Raw genomic sequence first — 15536 nt, forward strand, 5'->3', positions numbered from 1 at the left:
GCCACCGCGGCGCCTCCGATATTGGTATGAGAAGCCAGGCGTCGGGCGTCGACTTTGCGATGCCGCGACGAAACCAGCGCGTCGTTTATGCGATCGCGTTGACGAGCCACGCCGATTGACGCTCGAGTACCGCTTCCGCCGTCTCGCCCACCAGTTCACGGTACGTCGCCGGCGCGGTCGCGCCTTCAGTGCTGATCAGCAAAATGCGGGAAGCGCTGTCAAGGCCGGCATTCCGCGCAAGCTCCGAGTCCTGCAGCAATGCAGACAGGCCAGCCAGACCGGCCACGCCCGACTCGCCGGCAACGACCGGCGTGTCACCTTCGCTACCCGACGCAAGTACGCGCATCGCATGTACCGCATCGTCGTCGCTGATTGTCATGAAATCGTCGATGCAAGGCTGCAGAAACTTCCAGGCGAGAGGCGAGGTTTCGCCGCATGCCAATCCCGCCATCACGGAATCGACCGATCCCGTTGCACGCGCTGCATGCCCCGCCAATGCACTCTGGTACAGGCAATCGGCCTGATTCGGCTCGACGACGATGAATCGCGGGCGATGCTCGCCATGGAACTCCCACAGGTAACTGGCCACCCCGGCCGCGAGTCCGCCTACACCACCCTGCAGGAACACATGCGAAAACGCTGGTCGGTCAGGCCGGCTATCACTCTGCTCGACGACCTCTGCCGCGATGGTTCCGTAGCCTTGCATGACATCACGCGGAATCTCTTCGTAGCCGTCATACGACGTATCCGAAACGACATGCCAACCGTTTTCCGCTGCGAGCCGGGCGGCCTCTTCGACCGACTCGTCGTAATTGCCGGCGATCCGCACGATTTCGGCACCATAGGCTGCAATCGCCTCCTCGCGCTCGACGCTCACATTCGCGTGGAGCACGATCACGCAACGGCAACCGAGCGCCTGAGCGGCCGCGGCCAAACCCTTCCCGTGGTTTCCATCCGTCGCACTGCTTACTGTGAAGTGCGCCAACAGGTCACGGTAATGGCCCGCGAATAGCGCTCGAGGGTCCAGGTTGTGGTCGGGCCACAGGCGCAATATCAGGCGCACCAGCGCAATGGGCGCACCCAATGCTTTGAAGCTGCCCAGCACGGATCGCACCGACTCGTCCTTGACGCTGATACTGCCGACACCCAGCTTCGCTGCCAGGCGAGGTAATTCGCGCAGCGGCGTCGCTTCCGGGGCGATTTTGTTCCAGCCGGAAAGCCACACGCGACTTTCTTCGGCTTTTTCGATACTCAGGATTTCCTTCAGTTCAGCAGGATAAGAGATGCGCGTTGCGCGCGGATTCGCTACCAGCATGACGGGGAGACTCCAGCAATGATGTAAAGGGATACGGATACGGTCGGCACTCAGTTCGCGGCAAGGCGCTTGAGTACGACATCCAGCAGGACATTTGCACCGTCGACGAGTTGATCGTCGTCCGTGTGTTCGCGTGGGTTGTGGCTGATTCCGCCACGGCTGGGCACAAATATCATCGCGGCAGGCGCAACACGCGCGATCATTTGAGCGTCATGACCGGCGCCGGAAGTCATCCGCCGATGCGTGAAGCCCATCCGCTCTGCCGAGATTTCAATCGCATCAGCGAGGCCGGCGTCGAACACGACCGGTTCGAATCGGACAAGGCGCTCGGTCGTGATCTTGACGCCTTCCTTTTCCGCAACCTCGACCAGAAACTCGGCGAGGCGCCGTTCCGCGTCTTGCAGGCGCTGCTCGTCCGGATCGCGCAGATCCACCGTGAACACGGCCTTGCGGGGAATCACATTGATCACGTTCGGTTCGATGCGGAGCATGCCAATCGTGGCCAGCGTCGTACCCACCGTGACCGCAAGCTCGCGCAGGAACGTTGCAACGGCGGCGGCCACCCATCCGGCATCATGACGGAGATGAGTCGGCGTCGTACCTGCATGATTGGCGTTCCCTTGCACGGTGATCTGTTGCCACGAAATGCCCTGCAGGCTCTCCACCACGCCGATACGAATGTTCTCTGCCTCGAGAATCGGCCCCTGCTCGATGTGCAGCTCAAGATATTCGTGAGGCACGATCGTGCCTGGCTCCATATCTCCCGCGTAACCGATACGCGCGAGCTCGTCGCCAAGGCGCGTGCCGTCGATGCCCACCGTGCTTAGTGCTGCGTCGACGGACAAGCCGCCCGCGTACACGAGCGACCCCATCATGTCGGGCTGGTAACGGATGCCTTCTTCGTTGCTGAATGCGGCGACGGTAATTGAACGCTGCGGCTTGTTGCCCGATCGACGGAAAGCACGCACGACGGCAAGACCGGCCAGTACGCCATAACAGCCGTCGAGCGCGCCGGCATTCGTCACGGTGTCGATATGGGAACCGATCATCAGCGGACGCTGATGACCGTCATCCGAGTCGGCGCGCAGCGTGCCAAAAATGTTTCCGATGCGATCGACACGTACCTCGAGATCCAACTCTCGCATCCATTTGACGACGAGGTCGCGTCCGGCACGCTCGTCGTCAGTCAAGGCGATGCGAGTCCGCCCGCCCGCGTTCGCATCGCGCCCCACTTCACCGAGTTCGCGCAATTGCTCGATAAGCAACGCTCCATCCAATTGCAGCGACGGGAATTCGGGTGCAGCAGTATCCATCAGTTGTCTCCGTGACCGAGCGTATCCGGCAGAGCTTGCTGGATCTCGTCGAGACAAAATAATATTTCACGCACACCGATATTTTTGTGCAAAGTCGACGGCTGGTCCGGAATTTTTTTGCATTGTCCGCGCGCATTCCTGAACGCATCGACGGCACGTCTATCCGACCATACGACAATTGCCAGAGAATCCGACTCTCCCTCATCCGAAGCTGCTTGCTTGGGCGTCCCGACCGGTACCGTGATGTCGCGGCTATCACGCGGCCGCGAGAAACTTCGTTTGCTGATGGAAGGCCGTGTACCGATCTCGACACTGAAGGTGGTCAAATGAGCACACCTCCTGTGACGGAATCCGATCTTCACGCGTATCTGGACGGGCACTTGCCAGCCGAACGACACAGCGAAGTCCTGAGCTACCGATCGAAATCTCCTGACGTGGCCGCGCGCATGCAAGCGTATCGAAGTCAAATCGATGCAATGCGCACCGCGTTTGACCCGGTGCTGGACGAGCCCGTGCCGCCACAGCTCGCACGACGTCCCGCATCGCATGGCTTGTCGCGGACAAACATAGGGGCCTGGAGAGGGATCGCCGCGAGCATCGCCATCGCACTAGTCTGCGCTACAAGCGCCATGGGCGGCTGGATGCTGCGCGGCATTCAGCAGCAGCCGATCGACACGGCCACGCTGGCGACATCGCGTATGACCACGCTCAATGGCGCCGCGCTGCCGCGCGAGGCGGCCGACCGGTTAACGTCTTCTACTGGGTCGACGGAAAGTTTGGTTACGCGTTATCCGCAGGCATCGACAAGAGCGAACTGGCGCGCGTGGCGACCTCTGTCTACCAGCAGATCGATGTACATTAAGGAACGCGGAGCTGCTTCTTGACTGGCCGCTCCACCGTGCCCTGCCTTCTATGCCCTTCCACATCCCGGTCGGCGCGGTAACGCAAGCCATCCATGAATACGCCCACCATTCGCTGCGGCTCGATGGGTTCACCGCAATGAGACGGCACACACAGCATAGCGACGGCATGGAGGAGTTCGTAGGACTTCACTCCAGCTCGAATCTTTCCCTCTGCTGCTGCAGCATCCAGCAGGCCTTGAACCACCGGCCATAATCGCTCGTGAAAATAGGCGGGCAGGCCTTCCAGGGTCGGGTCGCCCGAGTTCAGCGCCGCTGCCAGCCCACGACGGGTGACGATGAAATCGACATAGTGCGCCACCCATCGAGCAAGCGCATCGACGGGCGAGTAGTTGGCCGCCAACACCGGCGCCGTATCAACGCACGCATCGACCTCTTTGCGAAATACAGCCACAACAAGGTCGGAGCGCGTCGGGAAATGGCGATAGAGGGTACCGACACCTACCCCCGCACTTTCTGCGATCTCGCGCACGGACACATCTACACCCGAACAGGCGAAACTCTGGGCGGCCGTGCGAAGAATAGAATCAATATTGCGCTGCGCGTCGGCCCGGACACTGCGTTGGGCGCTCCGGGTCGTCGCCGCGCTTTTCAATTTTTTGTCGTTGTCTGCCAATTCTGCCTCTCGCCAAGCGGAACACCGCTCCGCACCCCAAAGTGGAAACTTGTTCCAGATATAGCGCGAACGGAAGATTTTGTCCATTCTTGCAACGGGCTTGTCACACCTGCGCGATCATGAAATCCGACATCTGCTCCCCGCATTCTCGATCGATTCGATGATCGCGCGCGCATTCCGCAAGAACGAGCGCCGTTCCTCGGTCAGCTCGAACCGCCGCGTAGTCCGGTGCAGCAGCGTGATCTTCATTGTTGATCTGAAATCAAAACAATTTGGTTTATAGGCCGGTTTTTCCGCAAAAGTAAAAGCGGCACACTGCGATCCATCCTTACTGGAACCAGGATCCCGTCATGCCACTCGCCCTGCTTGCGCTGACCATCAGCGCCTTTGCCATCGGCACAACCGAATTCGTGATCGTCGGGCTGATCCCGACAATCGGCGCCGACCTCGGCGTCAGCCTGCCGTCGGCCGGCCTGCTCGTCAGCCTCTACGCGCTGAGCGTCGCCATCGGCGCGCCACTTCTCACCGCGCTCACCGGCCGCGTGCCGCGCAAGACGCTGCTCGCCGCGCTGATGGCGCTCTTCACCGTCGGCAACCTCGTCGCGTGGCAGGCGCCCAGCTACGAATCGCTGATCGTCGCGCGCATCCTCACCGGCCTCGCGCACGGCGTGTTCTTCTCCGTCGGATCGATCATCGCGACCACGCTCGTGCCGAAGGACAAGGCCGCCAGCGCAATCGCGACGATGTTCAGCGGGATGACCGTCGCGTTCGTCGCCGGCATTCCGCTCGGCACCTTCATCGGCCAGCACTTCGGCTGGCGCGCGACGTTCCTGATCGTTGCGCTGTTCGGTCTCGTCGCGTTCCTCGGTGCAATCGCTTTCGTGCCGCGCGGGCTGCCGCAAACGCCGCCGGCGCCGCTCGCCCGCCAGTTGCGCGTGCTCGCCCAGCCGCGCCTGCTGCTCGTCTTTGCGATGACGGCGGTCGGCTACGGCGGCTCGCTGATCGCGTTCACGTACATGGCGCCGCTGCTCGAACAGATCGCCGGCTTCACGCCGTCGCAGGTCAGCCTCGTGCTCGTCGGCTATGGCGTGTCGGTCGCGTTCGGCAACGTGTGGGGCGGCAAGCTCGCGGACGCCGTCGGCCCGGTGAAGGCGCTCAAGCGGATCTTCCTGCTGCTTGCGATCGTGCTGCTCGCGCTGACCTTCACGATCCACGTCAAATGGCTCGCGGTGCTGACGATGCTCGCGTGGGGCGCAGTTGCGTTCGGCAACGTGCCGGGGCTGCAGGTGTACGTCGTCAAGCAGGCGCGCCACTTCGCGCCGGACGCCACCGACGTCGCGTCGGGCTTCAACATCGCCGCGTTCAACCTCGGCGTTGCGGGCGGCTCGTCGCTCGGCGGCCTGATCGTCGCGAACGCCGGCCTCGGCCACACGCCGTGGATCGCCGCGGCCGTCACGCTCGGCGCGTTCGCGCTCACCGCGCTGAGCGGCCGTCTCGACCGCCGCCACGGGCTGCCGGAACGCACGGCCGAACCCGTCGAACTCGCTCATTGAACATCAACTTCCTGCAGGAGCTACCCAGCATGAACGCATCGACCCAACGTCCGCCGTTCGCCGGCAAGACATTCGAAGTCCGTTACGACGGCCTCACCGCGCTCAACGCGTATGACGAGGACGGCCTCCACATGCGCTACGAGATCACCGAAGGCCCGTACGCCGGCGCGAAGGGCGAAGTCGCATACACGTGGCAGCACGTCGCCGGTGAAACCTACGCGATCTCGTGGCAAGAAGCCGATCGCGCGACGATCGTGCATATCGACGATTTCGCCGCCGGCACGTCGCGCTCGTTCTTCACCGCGTCGTCGCTCGATTTCTACCGGCTCGAAGGCAGTCTGCACGCGGTCTGAACGGAGCCCGACCATGTCCACATCACTCGACAAACTCGCCGACGGCGGCTTCAGCGTCGGCATCGAACTGCCGCTCGACAACGACTGGTCGCCGGCCGGCGACGCGAAGCGCCAGCATGACGGCCGCCGCCCCGGCGTGCCCGACCTGGAAATCCACGCGGAGCTTGCGCAACTGGCCGACACGCTCGGCTTCCGCGCGCTCTGGGTGCGTGACGTGCCGGTGTACGACCCGTCGTTCGGCGACGCCGCGCAGGTGTTCGAAACATTCTCGTATCTCGGCTACCTCGCCGGCATCACGCGCGACATCCTGCTCGGCACGGCGGCCGTCGTGCTGCCGCTGCGCGAACCGCTGCTGACGCTGAAATCGGCCGCGACGATCCAGGAACTGAGCGGCGGCCGCCTGCTGCTCGGCGTCGCGAGCGGTGACCGGCCCGTCGAATATCCATTGTTCGGCCGCGACTTCGCCTCGCGCGGCGCGAATTTCCGCGACCAGATCGCGCTGCTGCGCGACGGCGCGCGCGGGCACCTGCCGCCCGGCCTGGAAGTGCTGCCTGCCGCCCGTTCGCCGGTGCCGCTGCTCGTCGCGGGCCTCGCGCAGCAGACGCCCGCGTGGATCGGCGAGCACATGGACGGCTGCCTCGCGTATCCGGGCACGCCGGCCGACCACGCGCAGCGCGCCGCGAACTGGCACGCGGTGGCCGGTGACAAGCCATACGTGAGCTTCATCCACCTCGACCTCGCGGAAGACCCGCACGAGCCGTTGCAGCGGCACCGCTTCGGCGCCCGCGCGGGACGCATCGCGCTGGCGGAAGAACTCGCGGCAATGCGCGACGCGGGCGTGCGGCACATCGGCCTGCATTTCCGCCGCAACCGCCGTCCGCTCGACGAGACGATGGCCGAGATCGCATCCGATGTGCTGCCGGCGTTCCATGCGAACGCGAACGCGCAGACACGCGTCGCATAAGGCCGGCGACGTCCCGCAGCGGGCCCCGGTCACGACCAATATTTGAATTTTAATCAAATATCTTTGACCTCTGAAGGCGTTTATTTCATCAGTATCAAACGCCAGAATGACTCGCATACCGCAACCGTTCCCCTCTCCCAGGAGCACACGATGAGCAAGATTCCTGCATTCGGCCTCGGCACCTTCCGCCTGCAAGGCCAGGTTGTCATCGACTCGGTCCGCAACGGCCTCGAAGTCGGCTACCGCGCGATCGACACCGCGCAAATCTACGGCAACGAAGCCGAAGTCGGCGAAGCGATCGCCGCATCGGGCGTGCGCCGCGAAGACCTGTTCCTGACCACCAAGATCTGGGTCGACAACTACGCGCCGGCAAAGCTCGTGCCGAGCCTCGAAGAGAGCTTGCGCAAGCTGCGCACCGACTCCGTCGACCTGACGCTGATCCACTGGCCGGCCCCGGGCAACGGCGTGTCGATCGACGCGTTCATGACCGCGCTCGCCAACGCGAAGGCGAAGGGCCTGACGCGCCAGATCGGCATCTCGAACTTCAACATCGAACTGACGAAGGAAGCGATCGCGGCCGTCGGCAAGGATGCGATCGCAACGAACCAGATCGAACTGAGCCCTTACCTGCAGAACCGCAAGCTGGTCGAGTTCCTGAACGGCGCAGGCATCCACGTGACGTCGTACATGACGCTCGCGTACGGCAAGGTGCTCGGCGATCCGGTGATCGGCACGATCGCGCAACGTCACGACGCGACGCCCGCGCAGGTCGCACTCGCGTGGGCACTGCGGCTCGGCTACTCGGTGATTCCGTCGTCGACGAAGCGCGAGAACCTCGCGAGCAACCTGCTCGCGCAGGCACTGCGCCTGACCGACGACGACATGGCGCAGATCGCCGCACTCGAACGCAACGGCCGCGAAGTCGACCCGGCCGGCCTCGCGCCGCAGTGGGACTGAACGCATCGCCCGCCATTCGATATTTGATCCGCCCGCGGCCAGCCGGCCGCGGCACCGACAGGACACCCTCATGACCCAGGACCCGCTTTTTCAACCGCTGCGACTCGGCGCGCTGACGCTGCCGAACCGCATCGTGATGCCGCCGATGACGCGTTCGCGCGCCAGCCAGCCCGGCGACGAAGCCAACGAACTGATGGCCGCGTATTACGCGCAGCGCGCGAGCGCGGGCCTGATCGTCAGCGAAGGCACCTATGTCGCGCCGCTCGGCAAGGGCTACGCATGGACGCCCGGCATTCACACGCCGTCGCAGGTCGCCGGCTGGCGCAAGGTGACGGACGCCGTGCATGCCGCGCACGGCCGCATCTTCGCGCAGCTGTGGCACGTCGGCCGCCTGAGTCACACGAGCCTGCTCGGCGGCCGGCAACCCGTGTCGTCGTCGCCGCTCCAGGCGAAGGGCGTGAACGTGTTCGTCGCCGGTGAAGACGGCAGCACGCCGGGCTTCGTGCAGGCTTCCGAGCCGCGCGCGCTGACGATCGACGAGATCCGCGAGATCGTCGATCAATACCGCGACGCCGCCCGCCACGCGATCGAAGCCGGCTTCGACGGCGTCGAGCTGCACGGCGCGAACGGCTACCTCGTGAACCAGTTCATCGACTCGAACGCGAACACGCGTACCGACGCATACGGCGGCTCGCTGGAAAACCGGCTGCGCTTCCTGCGTGAAGTCACGCAGGCGCTGATCGAAGGCACCGGCGACGCATCGCGCGTCGGCATCCGCCTCGCGCCGCTGACGACACTGAACGGCTGCGTCGACGACGATCCGGAAACGACCTACCTCGCCGCCGCGAAGCTGCTTGGCGAACTCGGCGTCGGCTACCTGCACATCGCGGAAGCCGACTGGGACGACGCCCCGCTGATGCCGGTCGAATTCAAGCAGCAACTGCGCGCCGCGTACCCGGGCGTGCTGATCTATGCCGGCGCGTACACCGCCGAGCGCGCCCGCGAAGCGATCGCCGCGGGCTGGGCCGACCTCGTCGCATTCGGCCGCCCGTTCGTCGCGAACCCCGACCTGCCCGAGCGCCTGCGCACCGGCGCCGCGCTCACGCCGCACGACCGCAACACGCTGTTCGGCGGCGGCGCACCGGGCCTGATCGACTATCCGACGCTCGCGCAAGCCGCGGCCTGAACGATTCGCAGGAGTCCAACTTGACTGCTCCCCTCCCTCTGCGCAAGGGCAACGTCGTGCTGTTCAACACCGGCTGGCTGGAGCTGATCGACAGCCGCGCGCTCGTGCGCGACAAGGCGCGGGAATTCCTGTTCGTGCTGGGCCAGCCGCTGTATGTCGGCTCCACGCAGGTCAATATCGACCCGGTCGCGATCCGGTAACCGACGCTCCGCTTGCCGGACGAACATTCGAGGCATCTAATGAGAATCACGCTTCCCTCACGCCTGGGCTTTGGCACCGCGCCCCTGGGCAACATGTACCGTGACATCCCGAACGACGAGGCGCTGGCCACGGTCAACGCGGCTTGGGAAAGCGGCATCCGCTATTTCGACGCCGCGCCGCTGTATGGCGCCGGTCTCGCCGAGCTGCGCCTCGGTGAAGCGCTCGCGGGCCGGCCGCGCGATGAATACGCGCTCGGCACCAAGGTCGGCCGCTTGATCCTCGACGAACACGAGGATGCGTCGCAACGCGACCTGGGCGAAAAGGGCGGCCTGTTCCGCCACGGTCTGCCGAACAAGATCGTCTACGACTATACCGAGGACGGCACACTGCGTTCGATCGAAGCGAGCCTCAAGCGGCTGCGCACCGACCGCCTCGACACCGTATGGATTCACGATCCGGCGATCGACTTCCACGGCGAGCGCTGGCTCGACGTGTTCGACGTCGCGATGTCAGGTGCGGCCAAGGCGCTCACTCGGCTGCGCGACGAGAAGGTCATCAAGGGCTGGGGCCTGGGCGTGAACCGTATCGAACCGTGCGAGCTCGCACTCGAACGCTCGGATCCCGATGGCTTCCTGCTCGCCGGTCGCTACACGCTGCTCGATCACACAAGCGCGCTCGAGCAGCTGATGCCGGAAAGCGTCGCACGCGGGCTCGGCATCATCGTCGGCGGCCCGTACAACTCCGGCGTGCTGGCAGGCGGCACCCACTTTGAGTATCAGCCGGCGACGCAAGCGATGCTCGACCGCGTCGCGCATATCCGCCAGATCACCGAGCGCTTCGACATCGACGTCCGCGCCGTGGCGCTGCAGTTCTCGCTCGCGCATCCGGCTGTCGCCGCCGTGATTCCCGGCGCGAGCCGCCCCGATCGGATCGACGAGAACCTGCGTCTCGCCACGACGCCGATTCCGACGGCCCTGTGGGATGCGCTGAAGACCGAGCGCTTGATCGCCGAGCATGCCCCAACGCCGCGCGGTTGAATGTCGATGCGCGAATCCGCATCACGCGGATCCTTGAACCTGACCTGCCCCCGTCAGCAGGGCGAAAGATCTTCATGATCGGACGCCCTGCTCGTTTCAACCTGCCGGACAAACGATCAGGCGCGGCCGTCCCCTTCGCCGTTTCGAACATCGCCAAGCAGGGTGACGAGGACGAGCGCGGCAATCAGCCCCAGGTGCTCGAAAAAGCTGTTGAGCGCCATGAAGCGCGCCACGCCCGTCCGGTTCCAGAAGTCGTTCGCTACGAGCATCGCGACGACGGTCAGCACGCCGAGTCCACCCGCACCAATCCAGGTGAACCGGCGAAATACCACGCACAGCGAACCGCCAATCTCGACCACAACCGCCAGTGCAGCCCAGAGCGCGGGCGGGTGCAGGCCGAAACGCGCCTGCTCCGCGAGCGCATCGTCGAAGTGCATCGCCTTGTCGACGCCTCCGATCAGGAAGGCGGACACCAGCGCGAGTCGTACCAGCGCGCCGACCCACGGCTGCGCAAGCAGGACACGAATCCACCCGGGGCTGTACCGGCCGGTTGTCGTCGACATGTCAGATCGCCCAGCAGGAACAGCCGAACGCGCCCCAGAAACCCTTCGCGTCCGACGTCGGCAACGTGCTCCCCCACGCGCTCGCATGCGCGTGCGCATGCACGTTGCACGCGCTCGCGCAGCCGCACATCGCGGCGGCGGCCGCACGCTGCAGCGGTGCACCGCTGCGCTGCGTCGCGCCCCAGCCGCCGTAGCCGCCGTACTCGCGCACGGGCGACCAGTCCGGCATCGCGGGCGGAATCGGCGCGTCGTGCGACGCGAACGGGCCCGCGCCCCATACGATCTTTCCGCCGACCACCGTCAGCAACGCGGTCGTCGCGGCAATATCATCCTCCGCGCATGCGAAGAAATCGCGATCCGGGACCACCAGGTCGGCGAGCTGCCCGACCGCTACACGCCCCTTCTTTCCTTCCTCGTTCGAGAACCAGGTCACGTATTCGGTCCACATGCGCAACGCGGTCTCGCGATCGAGCAGGTTGCGCTGCGGATACATCCGCAGCCCGCCGACCGTCTTGCCCGTCACGAGCCATGCGAGCGACACCCACGGGTTGTACGACGCGACGCGCGTCGCGTCGGTGCCGGCCGACACCTTGATGCCCTTCGAAAGCATCTTCGCAACGGGCGGCGTCGCCTCGGCCGCCTGCGCGCCATAGCGCTCGACGAAGTACTCGCCCTGGTACGCCATCCGATGCTGCACCGCGATGCCGCCGCCCAGCGCCGCAATACGATCCATCGATTTTTCGGTAACGGTTTCCGCGTGATCGAAGAACCAGTTCAGACCGGCAAGCGGGATGTCCTTGTTGACCTTTTCGAACACGTCGAGCGCGCGGCTGATGGTTTCGTCGTAGGTCGCATGCATGCGCCACGGCCAGCGGTTCTGCGCGAGTACGCGCACGACGCCTTCGAGATCGTCTTCCATCTGCGCCGGCAAATCCGGGCGCGCGACGCGGAAGTCCTCGAAATCGGCCGCCGAGAACACCAGCATTTCGCCCGCACCGTTGTTGCGAAAATAGTCGGTACCGTCGTGATACTTGACGCTCTTGGTCCAGTTCACGAAGTCTTCCTTCTCGGCGTTCGGCTTCTGCGTGAACAGGTTGTACGCGATCCGGATCGTCATCTCGCCCGCATCGTGCAACTTGCGGATCACTTCGTAATCGTCGGGGTAATTCTGCGAACCGCCGCCCGCATCGATCACGCCCGTCACGCCGAGACGGTTCAGTTCGCGCATGAAGTGGCGCGTCGAGTTGTACTGGTATTCGAACGGCAGCTTCGGCCCCTTCGCGAGCGTCGCGTAGAGGATCGTCGCGTTCGGGTTCGCGAGCAGCAGCCCCGTCGGATTGCCCGCGGCGTCGCGCAGGATCGTGCCGCCCGGCGGCTCGGGCGTGTCCTTCGTGTAGCCGACCACCCGCAACGCGGCCGCGTTCAGCAGCGCGCGATCGTACAGGTGCAGGATGAACACCGGCGTATCGGGCGCGGCCGCGTTGAGTTCTTCGATCGTCGGCAGCCGCTTCTCGGCGAACTGGTGTTCGGTGAAGCCGCCGACCACGCGCACCCACTGCGGCGCGGGCGTGATCGCGACCTGGCGCCTGAGCATGTCCATCGCGACCGCGAGCGACGGCACGCCATCCCAGCGCAGCTCCATGTTGTAGTTCAGGCCACCGCGAATCACGTGGCAGTGGTTGTCGATCAGGCCCGGCAGCACGGCGCAGCCCCCGAGGTCGACGACCTTCGTCGCGCGCCCGGCAAGCGGCATCACGTCCGCGTCGCTGCCAACCGCAACGAAGCGGCCCGCGGCTATCGCCACCGCTGTCGCGGTGGGGTTTGCGCGGTCGAGGGTCGTGAACCTTCCGTTGTGAAGGATCAGATCCGGTTGGGACTCGGTTGCGGTCATATACGTCACCTCGTTTCGATCAGAAGCCAAACAGCTGTTTGATGGTGGGAATGGCCTGCACGCCGATCACCATGCCGAGCAACCCGACAAGGGCAATCAGCGGCGGTGCCGGAGAACGGACCTTGATTGCGCTGTAAATCACACCGATCAGCAAGCCCGCACCAAGGGAAACCAGATAAGGTTCCATACAATCAATTTCTCGGACAGGTTGGAATGCAGGTTGCACGTCCTGGCAAACATGGCGCGGGCGGCGTCCGTGCATCGGTCACGTCGCGCCGCCCGCGTTTCGTATGACCGATGCGGCATGTTCGGATGGAACACGCCGCATCGGCTTCGACAGGCGTAACGGCCTGCGATTACTTCGCCGGCACGGCCGCGAGCGCCTCGTGCGGCGTTGCGGTGCGCTGTGCAGCCTTGTGGACCATCGTGTATGCGTAATCGACACCCATCCCGTATGCGCCCGAGTGCTCCTTCGCGATTGCCATCACGGCGTCGTACGTCTCGCGGTGCGCCCAGTCGCGCTGCCATTCGAGCAGGACCTGCTGCCACGTGACGGGCACCACGCCGGCCTGCACCATCCGCTGCATCGCGAAATCGTGCGCATCCTTCGACGTGCCGCCCGATGCATCGGCGACCATGTAGATTTCGTAGTCGCCCTCGAGCATCGCGCACAGCGCGAACGTCGTATTGCAGACCTCCGTCCACAGGCCGGCGACGACCACCTTCTTGCGACCGTTCGCGGCCAGCGCGTCGCGCACCTTCTGGTCGTCCCACGAGTTCATCGACGTGCGTTCGAGCGTCTTCTGGTTCGGAAACACGTCGAGCAGTTCGGGATAGGTAAAGCCCGAGAAACTCTCGCTTTCGACCGTCGTGATCGTGGTCGGGATGTTGAATACCTTCGCGGCCTTCGCCAGCCCGACGACGTTGTTCTTCAGCACCTGACGATCGATCGACTGCACGCCGAATGCCATCTGCGGCTGCTGGTCGATGAAGATCAGCTGGCTGTTATGGGGGGTGAGTACTTCAAGCTTCGGATTGCTCATGACGGTCATGTCCTTTGATGCGGGGGAAAAAGAGAGCCTGCCTCGCCGGCCAACCGGGAGGCGCCCAATGCGCTGCGCCGGGAGGTTCGCCTGCCAGCCGTTGTCATTCAACACGCAAATTTATAGTAGCGCCAATTAATCGATTTGATTAATAAAATCCCTAAAGCAAGGCCTTAAAAGATCTTAAAACCATTGAATCGAATTCCCGCGCCCGGAAAGACCTGATACGCTGATTGTCGATTTCCTGATCGTCACCAAATCGGAATTTATTCCTATTCTTCACACGGTTGTCATTCGCTCATACCTGAATCATGAAACCGTATATTTCATCGCTATTTGCCGGAATTCTCGCGGGCGTCGTCTACAGCCTGATCGGCGTGCCGTCGCCGGCCCCGCCCACTATCGCGCTGGCCGGCCTGCTGGGCATCCTTGCCGGCGAACAGATCCTGCCGATCGCACGCAGGATGCTCTCGGGGATCCGGTTGAAAACCGCATGGAGCGACGCGAAGTGCGGCCAGCACATGTTCGGCCCCCTGCCCGGCGCGCAGGCATCCGATGCCGCTGCGAAGAGGGGGCAATCGACGCCGACGTGACACAGGTCGATTGATAGCGCCCCGGCTTCAGCGCCCGGATGATTTGTTCCGATTCGTATTGGACTCGACGGTGCTTGGCGATAACATGACAGCCCGACGCCCCCGCGGAATTCATCATGAAACTGTCATTCGAAGCGCTCGAGGCACTTGACGCGATCGACCGCACCGGCACGTTCGCCGAAGCCGCGGAGCTCCTGCACCGCGTGCCGTCCGCGCTGACGTATCTCGTACAAAAGCTCGAAAGCGACCTCGACGTCGCACTGTTCGACCGCAGCGGGCGCCGCGCGAAGCTCACGCACGCCGGCCGCGTGGTCGTCGAAGAGGGCCGTCGGCTGCTGCATGCCGCCGAACAGCTCGAACTCAAGGCGCAGCGTGCGCAGCAAGGCTGGGAAACCGAGGTACGCATCTGTATCGACGAGATCCTGCCGTTCGAGGCGTTGTGGCCGTACGTGCATACGTTCTACGGACTCGACATGAGCACGCGGCTGCGCCTGTCGACCGAAGTCCTCGGCGGCACCTGGGATGCGCTGATTTCGCGCCGCGCGGATCTCGTCGTCGGCGCAGCGGGCGAGCCGCCGGAACTGCCGGGCATCGTCGCGCGGCCGATCGGCACGCTCAGGCATGTGTTCGCCATCGCCCCGACCCATCCGCTCGCGGCGTTGCCCGAACCGCTGTCGATGGCGTCGGTCGTCGAGTATCGCGGCGCCGTCATCAGCGATACCTCGCGCGAACTGCAGCCGCGCTCGATTGCCATCGACGCCGGGCAACCGTATCTCGCGGTCCCCACCCTCGCCTCGAAACTGGCCGCGCAGTGCGAAGGGCTCGCGGTGGGCACGCTGCCGGATTGCATTGCGGCGCGCGCGATCGCGCAGGGCAAGCTCGTCGCGCGCGAGGTAACCGGCATGCGCGACACGACGCATTGCTATATCGCGTGGCGCGGCGACGAGGCCGGACGCGCGCTGCACTGGTGGGTCGAGCAGCTCGCGCGACCCGATCTCGTCGACCGGTTCACCGCGCTCGCCTGATTCCGC

16 protein-coding genes and 3 pseudogenes are annotated in these 15536 nt (G+C 64.5%); 11 read left to right on the forward strand and 8 right to left on the reverse strand.

Annotated features, from left to right (window positions below; genetic code table 11):
• Positions 1-85: 85 nt before the first annotated feature.
• Together CUJ89_RS35995 and CUJ89_RS36000 are read right to left on the reverse strand one after the other, a co-directional pair.
• Positions 86-1315 carry a diaminopropionate ammonia-lyase gene (locus CUJ89_RS35995; RefSeq protein ID WP_114182181.1) on the reverse strand — a complete coding sequence of 410 codons (1230 nt, stop codon included), beginning with the start codon at positions 1313-1315 and terminating at the stop codon, positions 86-88.
• Between the two features lie 50 nt (positions 1316-1365).
• Positions 1366-2628 (reverse strand): Zn-dependent hydrolase, encoded by a 1263-nt coding sequence (locus CUJ89_RS36000; protein WP_114182182.1) that lies wholly within the window; start codon positions 2626-2628, stop codon positions 1366-1368.
• A gap of 210 nt (positions 2629-2838) precedes the next feature.
• Here CUJ89_RS36000 and CUJ89_RS38775 point away from each other — a divergent pair.
• A pseudogene (locus CUJ89_RS38775) lies at positions 2839-2958 on the forward strand (RNA polymerase sigma factor); the annotation flags it as partial.
• Positions 2955-3512, forward strand: a complete 558-nt coding sequence (locus CUJ89_RS36010; protein ID WP_236655104.1) for an anti-sigma factor family protein — start codon at positions 2955-2957, stop codon at positions 3510-3512. The pseudogene CUJ89_RS38775 and the gene CUJ89_RS36010, both read left to right, overlap by 4 nt.
• On the opposite strand, the gene CUJ89_RS36015 is transcribed toward CUJ89_RS36010, so the two are convergent.
• Together CUJ89_RS36015 and CUJ89_RS36020 are read right to left on the reverse strand one after the other, a co-directional pair.
• Positions 3487-4251, reverse strand: a complete 765-nt coding sequence (locus tag CUJ89_RS36015; protein ID WP_114182183.1) for a TetR/AcrR family transcriptional regulator — start codon at positions 4249-4251, stop codon at positions 3487-3489. The genes CUJ89_RS36010 and CUJ89_RS36015 overlap by 26 nt on opposite strands.
• Before the next feature lie 54 nt (positions 4252-4305).
• Positions 4306-4413: pseudogene (locus CUJ89_RS36020) on the reverse strand (LysR family transcriptional regulator); the annotation flags it as partial.
• Positions 4414-4514: 101 nt separating this feature from the next.
• Here CUJ89_RS36020 and CUJ89_RS36025 point away from each other — a divergent pair.
• The 7 genes and pseudogenes from CUJ89_RS36025 to CUJ89_RS36055 all read left to right on the forward strand — a co-directional run bounded on the left by CUJ89_RS36025 (position 4515) and on the right by CUJ89_RS36055 (position 10415).
• The gene (locus CUJ89_RS36025; RefSeq protein ID WP_114182184.1) at positions 4515-5717 is read left to right on the forward strand and encodes an MFS transporter; all 1203 of its coding nucleotides are present in this window, start codon (positions 4515-4517) and stop codon (positions 5715-5717) included.
• A 29-nt stretch (positions 5718-5746) separates the two neighbouring features.
• Positions 5747-6070, forward strand: a complete 324-nt coding sequence (locus tag CUJ89_RS36030; protein ID WP_114182185.1) for a MoaF-related domain-containing protein — start codon at positions 5747-5749, stop codon at positions 6068-6070.
• A gap of 13 nt (positions 6071-6083) precedes the next feature.
• Entirely contained in the window at positions 6084-7034 is a 951-nt protein-coding gene (locus CUJ89_RS36035; RefSeq protein ID WP_114182186.1) for an LLM class oxidoreductase, read from the forward strand.
• Between the two features lie 150 nt (positions 7035-7184).
• A complete protein-coding gene (gene dkgB / locus CUJ89_RS36040) occupies positions 7185-7991 on the forward strand; it encodes a 2,5-didehydrogluconate reductase DkgB (protein ID WP_114182187.1) in 807 nt (268 codons plus the stop codon).
• Between the two features lie 70 nt (positions 7992-8061).
• The gene (locus CUJ89_RS36045) at positions 8062-9177 is read left to right on the forward strand and encodes an alkene reductase (RefSeq protein ID WP_114182188.1); all 1116 of its coding nucleotides are present in this window, start codon (positions 8062-8064) and stop codon (positions 9175-9177) included.
• Positions 9178-9254: 77 nt separating this feature from the next.
• Positions 9255-9377, forward strand: a pseudogene (locus CUJ89_RS36050) (cyclase family protein); the annotation flags it as partial.
• Between the two features lie 39 nt (positions 9378-9416).
• Positions 9417-10415: an aldo/keto reductase gene (locus CUJ89_RS36055; protein WP_114182190.1), complete on the forward strand. Its 999-nt coding sequence runs from the start codon at positions 9417-9419 to the stop codon at positions 10413-10415.
• 116 nt (positions 10416-10531) lie between these two features.
• Here CUJ89_RS36055 and CUJ89_RS36060 read toward each other — a convergent pair whose 3' ends face one another.
• The 4 genes from CUJ89_RS36060 to CUJ89_RS36075 all read right to left on the reverse strand — a co-directional run bounded on the left by CUJ89_RS36060 (position 10532) and on the right by CUJ89_RS36075 (position 13912).
• The gene (locus CUJ89_RS36060; RefSeq protein ID WP_114182191.1) at positions 10532-10978 is read right to left on the reverse strand and encodes a DoxX family protein; all 447 of its coding nucleotides are present in this window, start codon (positions 10976-10978) and stop codon (positions 10532-10534) included.
• A 1-nt stretch (position 10979) separates the two neighbouring features.
• The gene (locus CUJ89_RS36065; RefSeq protein WP_114182192.1) at positions 10980-12869 is read right to left on the reverse strand and encodes an amidohydrolase; all 1890 of its coding nucleotides are present in this window, start codon (positions 12867-12869) and stop codon (positions 10980-10982) included.
• A 19-nt stretch (positions 12870-12888) separates the two neighbouring features.
• Positions 12889-13056 carry a DUF1427 family protein gene (locus tag CUJ89_RS36070; protein WP_114182193.1) on the reverse strand — a complete coding sequence of 56 codons (168 nt, stop codon included), beginning with the start codon at positions 13054-13056 and terminating at the stop codon, positions 12889-12891.
• A 169-nt stretch (positions 13057-13225) separates the two neighbouring features.
• Positions 13226-13912, reverse strand: coding sequence for a hydrolase (locus tag CUJ89_RS36075; protein WP_114182490.1), 687 nt, complete (start codon positions 13910-13912; stop codon positions 13226-13228).
• A gap of 311 nt (positions 13913-14223) precedes the next feature.
• On the opposite strand from CUJ89_RS36075, the gene CUJ89_RS36080 reads away from it, so the two are divergent.
• Together CUJ89_RS36080 and CUJ89_RS36085 are read left to right on the forward strand one after the other, a co-directional pair.
• Positions 14224-14505, forward strand: coding sequence for a XapX domain-containing protein (locus CUJ89_RS36080; RefSeq protein WP_114182194.1), 282 nt, complete (start codon positions 14224-14226; stop codon positions 14503-14505).
• Between the two features lie 116 nt (positions 14506-14621).
• Positions 14622-15530, forward strand: coding sequence for a LysR family transcriptional regulator (locus tag CUJ89_RS36085; RefSeq protein ID WP_114182195.1), 909 nt, complete (start codon positions 14622-14624; stop codon positions 15528-15530).
• The last annotated feature ends 6 nt before the right edge of the window (positions 15531-15536 follow it).

Origin of the sequence: Burkholderia pyrrocinia (assembly GCF_003330765.1) — a bacterium.
Lineage (GTDB): Bacteria > Pseudomonadota > Gammaproteobacteria > Burkholderiales > Burkholderiaceae > Burkholderia > Burkholderia pyrrocinia_B.

What these genes read in the sequence shown, in the direction of transcription:
- CUJ89_RS36000 (WP_114182182.1), bottom strand. Translation starts at nt 2,628, where the DNA reads ATGGATACTGCTGCACCCGAATTCCCGTCGCTGCAATTGGATGGAGCG.
- CUJ89_RS36035 (WP_114182186.1), top strand. Translation starts at nt 6,084, where the DNA reads ATGTCCACATCACTCGACAAACTCGCCGACGGCGGCTTCAGCGTCGGC.
- CUJ89_RS36055 (WP_114182190.1), top strand. Translation starts at nt 9,417, where the DNA reads ATGAGAATCACGCTTCCCTCACGCCTGGGCTTTGGCACCGCGCCCCTG.
- CUJ89_RS36060 (WP_114182191.1), bottom strand. Translation starts at nt 10,978, where the DNA reads ATGTCGACGACAACCGGCCGGTACAGCCCCGGGTGGATTCGTGTCCTG.
- CUJ89_RS36045 (WP_114182188.1), top strand. Translation starts at nt 8,062, where the DNA reads ATGACCCAGGACCCGCTTTTTCAACCGCTGCGACTCGGCGCGCTGACG.
- CUJ89_RS35995 (WP_114182181.1), bottom strand. Translation starts at nt 1,315, where the DNA reads ATGCTGGTAGCGAATCCGCGCGCAACGCGCATCTCTTATCCTGCTGAA.
- CUJ89_RS36080 (WP_114182194.1), top strand. Translation starts at nt 14,224, where the DNA reads ATGAAACCGTATATTTCATCGCTATTTGCCGGAATTCTCGCGGGCGTC.
- CUJ89_RS36070 (WP_114182193.1), bottom strand. Translation starts at nt 13,056, where the DNA reads ATGGAACCTTATCTGGTTTCCCTTGGTGCGGGCTTGCTGATCGGTGTG.
- CUJ89_RS36075 (WP_114182490.1), bottom strand. Translation starts at nt 13,912, where the DNA reads ATGAGCAATCCGAAGCTTGAAGTACTCACCCCCCATAACAGCCAGCTG.
- CUJ89_RS36025 (WP_114182184.1), top strand. Translation starts at nt 4,515, where the DNA reads ATGCCACTCGCCCTGCTTGCGCTGACCATCAGCGCCTTTGCCATCGGC.
- dkgB (WP_114182187.1), top strand. Translation starts at nt 7,185, where the DNA reads ATGAGCAAGATTCCTGCATTCGGCCTCGGCACCTTCCGCCTGCAAGGC.
- CUJ89_RS36030 (WP_114182185.1), top strand. Translation starts at nt 5,747, where the DNA reads ATGAACGCATCGACCCAACGTCCGCCGTTCGCCGGCAAGACATTCGAA.
- CUJ89_RS36015 (WP_114182183.1), bottom strand. Translation starts at nt 4,251, where the DNA reads ATGGACAAAATCTTCCGTTCGCGCTATATCTGGAACAAGTTTCCACTT.
- CUJ89_RS36065 (WP_114182192.1), bottom strand. Translation starts at nt 12,869, where the DNA reads ATGACCGCAACCGAGTCCCAACCGGATCTGATCCTTCACAACGGAAGG.
- CUJ89_RS36085 (WP_114182195.1), top strand. Translation starts at nt 14,622, where the DNA reads ATGAAACTGTCATTCGAAGCGCTCGAGGCACTTGACGCGATCGACCGC.
- CUJ89_RS36010 (WP_236655104.1), top strand. Translation starts at nt 2,955, where the DNA reads ATGAGCACACCTCCTGTGACGGAATCCGATCTTCACGCGTATCTGGAC.